Consider the following 4,676-nt stretch of genomic DNA (forward strand, 5'->3'; position numbering starts at 1 on the left):
AACCTGCTGCGTGCCGCCATCGCGGATGAGGTTTGGCACCTCCATGCCGGTCAAGGTCAGGCTGCCGATGGTAACGGGCGCAGATGCCCACAGCCGCCCGATCGAACCGATGGCGGTTTCGGCGTTCATGAGCGACAGGGACATGGGAAATCCAACAAAAAAGCCGCCTCGGACGGGCGGCTTGGTGGTCGTATTCAGGGCATGATGTCCTGAATAATGCATATTACTGGAAAAAGTACAAGGGCGAAATCAGAAAGGGTTATCGACGCTGCTGGTAGGTTTGGCGTTATCTACCTGGTCCTCGATGGTGTTGGACGCTCTGCCCTGCTTTCGGTGCCGAGCAGTTTCGGTCTTGTGTTGTGCCCCGCGCACGCCAGAACGGTGGGCACCATCGGCTTCTGCCTGCCTTTCGCACTCATACGCGCCGTGCTTGGTCCGGCCATACCATCGGTCACCCGGCAGGTGGTAGACGCCAGTGTTCTGGTTGACCCACACCACTGTGTCGCCGGGGCAGGATGGGGCCGCGTTGGCGGCTGGGATTGTGCCGATCAGGACGGCGGCGAGGATCAGGTGGCGCATGGCGTGGGTATATCGGCACAGGTGAAACGGAAGGTAAACAGGAAAGGCCGCCCCACCCGGAGCGGCCCCGTTTCCTACGCGATCAACTCACGCTCCCTCACTTTCTCCGCCCTCAACGGCACAACCTGCCGCCTCTGCAACCAGTCCTGCCGTGCCTGCTCAACGTAGGGTCGGATGCCTCGGCGCTTCTGGATTTCCAGACTGCGCCAATTAGCCTGCATGAACGCCTCAGTATTCCGGGGTTCGTTCGCCACGACGCGGTTCCATTGATCGCATTCAGCCATCCAGATCAGGAGTTCCTCGTCGGATGGCAGGTGGCCGCTGATCGAGAGATCGGCGTGGATTATGCCGGTTCTGTCTCCCGCTTCTTGGCGAAAGGGCGCATGGCATCCTCGACAACTGGATCAAGCTTTGCGCCCGGCACGATCTGGGCAAACTTCAGCAAGCCCTTGGTCGTGATGCGAATGGTATTTCCAAGATGCTCCTCACCGTTATTGTCTGTGTATGGATGCGCCTTGTTCCGCATGTATCCGGCATCAATCCTGTCCTGATAGGCCAGCTTTACCTTGCCGCGTGCATAGCGCCAGCGGTTGGTATCAAGGAACTTGGTAAACACGCCGGGCTTTACCTGGATCATTTTTGCCACTTCGTGCTGACCAAACTCCCCCTCTGCAAACGAAATGCGGTCCAGAGCCTCGGCCTTCACGGCAAGCTCTTTGTTCTCCACCTTCAGCGCGTCCCGTTCCTTCGCAATGCGGCCCGCTTCGAGAAGGGCTTCGGCGTAGGTCTGGGGGACTAGCGGCTTACGCTCCTGCGCTTCCAGTTCCATCCAGCGGTCGATGATCTTCTTGCGCTGTCGAGCATCGTATCCGGTCATGAGTGTGTAGGTGTGGCTACGATCCAGATGGATGATTTTTACATAGCCACGGTTATCACGCTCAACATCATAACCCTTTGATTTTGCTTTATGGTCCAAACTTGGACCATCCTTTTCGATCTCCGCAATCATAGATTCAATATCGCGGATAACGTGCTTATGAGCCTTGCCCGTCAGTTCCGCAATTTCCTTGCTGGACATGGTGACGGCATTGGCGCTGGAACCGGACATAGAAAGTGTGTTAACTGTCGTCATAGCTGTTTATCCTTATTCAGCGTGAGAGGCATCGGGACTAGCTGCCAGGCGGCCCGGTGCCTTTTCTTTTGTGATTAGAACCGCATGAAGCAATTCGTTGACTTCCGCTGTCACGCTCCGACAGTTCGCGAAAGCTGACTGACGCACCGCCTCATACACATCAGGCCGAAACCTCATGGTCATTCGCGGACAATCGTTGAATGGACTGGTAATTTTCGCCTCCATGCTTGTGGCACATCATATGTGTCATGGCACAACGGATGTGTAAATAGGCAAAGCACATTAAATGTGCCATCATCTGTTTATGAGTGACGAAGATAGATACCGCCGGTTTAATCTCAGAATCCCAAAGGACGTATTTGCGGCCCTTCAGGTAACGGCTGATGCACGTTCGCACTCCATGAACGCGGAGATCATTCAGCGCCTAGAGCAGTCGCTTCAGATCAACGGGCTGGCATCTACAGTCAAAACCGATGAACTGAGCCCAGAAGAATCACTTATGCTGGGCATTTGGCGCGCAATGTCCCATGATGAAAAAATGGCCATGATGGCTTTCTTGAGAGCATTCATGGCAAGGTCTTCAAGTTAATTCCAAGTCATCAGGCTCCTAGTTGCGAAGGGCCTTGATGCGGACAAAGACTGACAGCAAAAAGCCGCCCGAAGGCGCATGACTAGCCAGACTCGGCCCTCCCCAGCCAAACTCAGGCAGGAGGAACCATGCGATTCACCACCCTAAGCCTGCTCGGCCTACTGTTGCCGAACGCCGCCATCGCGGAAACATCCACGGGGCACGAGGCCGTCGAAATATGCGTGTCATATGACCCGACAAGCCCGGAAGATTTTCAAAAAGAGTTTTCGTTTGGGAATATCGTCGTTCCAGAGGGCACTGTTTTTGATGGGCCAGCTCACATGTTCAATGGGCTGAAAGACCCCGGCGACATGCAGCACATCGTAAACGACCCTGAAAACCATAGCGGAAAAGGCTGGATATCCATCAGTGATGCTGAGGAAAAAAGGCGGGATGAATATATACGGTCAGACCACGCAGTCGGTCACCCACACCTGGCATTTATCATTGATGGCCCGATCACACTCACCAAACAGCGTCTTTGCGGCAAGGTAAACGCGCGCGTCATAGTGTCCCCACAATGGGACTGGACCGTCCGCACGATCAGTGCGTCCCCAGATCTGTATTATCAGGCCTATGCCGTGGTGTCGGACGATAAGATCGACACCTCATTCGACACCGAACCCATGTCTTTCCAATGGAACGCGCAGGCGGGAACCATAAACGCTGTGGTGATCAGGCCACTGGATGTGGTTTATGAACTGCCTCCTGTTGGCAACTGAATAACCCCTATCCGTCACATCCTATAAATCCGACTCTGGCCCATGTGGAAATGTCCCAGCAGGAGAACCGGATGAGCGATCTAGGAAGCCTGCAATTCAGCCCGAAGTGCCCCAAGTGCGGCGGAAACCTTGGCGTCGAAGTCAGCGATGGACAGCCTCGGGGCGATGATGAGGTCATCTGCCAGTCCTGTGGCTTCGTCCTTGGGACGCGCAACGAGGTCTCGAAGAAATTCATCGCAGAGAATAGAAGCGAAGTCGAGCGAGCGGCGGCCGATAAGGTTCGTGAGGCTTTGAGAAAGGCCCTCGGGCAATGAAACGCGGACGGTCAGCGGAATTGTCTGCTTCATGTTGATTTCCTTTCGAAAGGGGCGGATTGCGGTTGCGTTCGTCGTCCTACTCATCCCCGCAGCGGCTCACGCCTACGCGCCCCGGCACAGCACATACGCCCCGGAGAGTAGCCAGGCCGAACCTACCTGCCCCAAAGGCGACCAGCCCGTGTGGGTGAATACCCGGTCCAGCGTTTACCACTACCGGCATGAGCGCTGGTACGGGAACACGAAGTATGGGCAGTACGAGTGTGAGAAGGATGCGCAAGCCGAGGGGCGGCGGCCTACGCGGAATGGGCAGTAGGGAAAAGTTTACGCAGAAGAAACTCCGCTTAATTCGGAAAACTCTCTCTCCATAAACTCCTTAGACCCACTCTTATTGGCCGGCATCTTGCGGAAAATCAGCAACGGGGTAAGTCCATAAGATCCACTTGGTCTACCAAAAGTCCGTCTCACAGTGGACAAAACACCAGCAATCGCATCGGTAATTTCATTGCCTGAAACTGCATTATTCCAGCGCTCTTCCACAACCGCCGGATTTGTATCGTCATCAACTACCGGGTGAGCGTCCAAAACCCCCAACACATACCATATACCAGGTATCACTGATCCGTGCTTGAGGGACAGATCTTCCCATGACGTCAATAAGCAATCATTTTTAAGCGTAGACCAAAGCATGCCGTCAGGAGTCATGGTATCGGCTTGTATTGGATACGGCGTGTCCTTTAGGATGGCGCCAAAAGCGGCTTTTATCTGAGTTTCGCTAGGCTGCCGCTTCCGTTCTTCTGCACGCTGCTTTGCGGTTAATCCGGGGGTGGAAGCAGGTTTGAACATATCAAAAGGAATGGTTTTTTCGATTATGGGCCAGAGGGCGTTCATATGGCTGAGATCCTTTAGCCTCAGAAACCCTTTAACTAGGACCAGACTTCCCAGCGTGGAATTATGCAAATCTCTACCTATGAAGCCATGTTCGTCCAGCACATTCATGACAGAGATTGGCAGTAGCGCTGAAGGATCAAAAGTGCGCTCCTGACCTTCGGACGTAATCATCCGGCGAGAGACGCGGGCGTATTCAGGCGGCGATGGTATTGTGGACCTGCTGGTGGGCTTTCCAGTGCCAGGGCAGGAGTTCATGGAGGCGTGGATTGGGGATGTCATTGATCCGTGCCAGGACATCGGCGAGCCATGCGTGGGGATCGACATCGTTCAGACGCGCGGTGACGATCAGGGAATACATGGCGGCGGCGCGCTCTCCGCCACGATCGGACCCGGCGAACAACCAGGCTTTC

General features: G+C 54.9%; 7 protein-coding genes. 2 read left to right on the plus strand and 5 right to left on the minus strand.

Translation table 11 applies throughout. The annotated features are described in order from the left end of the window. Positions 1-249 precede the first annotated feature (249 nt). Complete coding sequence (locus CFR80_RS16985) at positions 250-579, minus strand: hypothetical protein (protein WP_110507770.1); 330 nt, start codon at positions 577-579, stop codon at positions 250-252. A 343-nt stretch (positions 580-922) separates the two neighbouring features. Beyond that, positions 923-1,711, minus strand: a complete 789-nt coding sequence (locus tag CFR80_RS16995; RefSeq protein ID WP_110507772.1) for a phage antirepressor KilAC domain-containing protein — start codon at positions 1,709-1,711, stop codon at positions 923-925. A 304-nt stretch (positions 1,712-2,015) separates the two neighbouring features. Between CFR80_RS16995 and CFR80_RS17000 the strand changes: the two genes are divergently transcribed. Then, positions 2,016-2,300 (plus strand): Arc family DNA-binding protein, encoded by a 285-nt coding sequence (locus CFR80_RS17000; protein ID WP_258367926.1) that lies wholly within the window; start codon positions 2,016-2,018, stop codon positions 2,298-2,300. A 128-nt stretch (positions 2,301-2,428) separates the two neighbouring features. Next, complete coding sequence (locus tag CFR80_RS17005; RefSeq protein WP_110507774.1) at positions 2,429-3,061, plus strand: hypothetical protein; 633 nt, start codon at positions 2,429-2,431, stop codon at positions 3,059-3,061. An 80-nt stretch (positions 3,062-3,141) separates the two neighbouring features. Here CFR80_RS17005 and CFR80_RS17010 read toward each other — a convergent pair whose 3' ends face one another. The 3 genes from CFR80_RS17010 to CFR80_RS17025 form a co-directional block, all read right to left on the minus strand. After that, entirely contained in the window at positions 3,142-3,408 is a 267-nt protein-coding gene (locus CFR80_RS17010; protein ID WP_110507775.1) for a hypothetical protein, read from the minus strand. A 291-nt stretch (positions 3,409-3,699) separates the two neighbouring features. After that, positions 3,700-4,266, minus strand: a complete 567-nt coding sequence (locus CFR80_RS17020; protein WP_146221693.1) for a hypothetical protein — start codon at positions 4,264-4,266, stop codon at positions 3,700-3,702. 193 nt (positions 4,267-4,459) lie between these two features. Further along, on the minus strand, positions 4,460-4,676 hold a 217-nt coding region (locus tag CFR80_RS17025), incomplete at its 5' end, for a transposase domain-containing protein (RefSeq protein ID WP_146221620.1).

Origin of the sequence: Komagataeibacter oboediens (assembly GCF_003207815.1) — a bacterium.
Taxonomy (GTDB): domain Bacteria; phylum Pseudomonadota; class Alphaproteobacteria; order Acetobacterales; family Acetobacteraceae; genus Komagataeibacter; species Komagataeibacter oboediens.

What these genes read in the sequence shown, in the direction of transcription:
- CFR80_RS16985 (WP_110507770.1), bottom strand. Translation starts at nt 579, where the DNA reads ATGCGCCACCTGATCCTCGCCGCCGTCCTGATCGGCACAATCCCAGCC.
- CFR80_RS17020 (WP_146221693.1), bottom strand. Translation starts at nt 4,266, where the DNA reads ATGAACGCCCTCTGGCCCATAATCGAAAAAACCATTCCTTTTGATATG.
- CFR80_RS17005 (WP_110507774.1), top strand. Translation starts at nt 2,429, where the DNA reads ATGCGATTCACCACCCTAAGCCTGCTCGGCCTACTGTTGCCGAACGCC.
- CFR80_RS17010 (WP_110507775.1), bottom strand. Translation starts at nt 3,408, where the DNA reads ATGAAGCAGACAATTCCGCTGACCGTCCGCGTTTCATTGCCCGAGGGC.
- CFR80_RS16995 (WP_110507772.1), bottom strand. Translation starts at nt 1,711, where the DNA reads ATGACGACAGTTAACACACTTTCTATGTCCGGTTCCAGCGCCAATGCC.
- CFR80_RS17000 (WP_258367926.1), top strand. Translation starts at nt 2,016, where the DNA reads ATGAGTGACGAAGATAGATACCGCCGGTTTAATCTCAGAATCCCAAAG.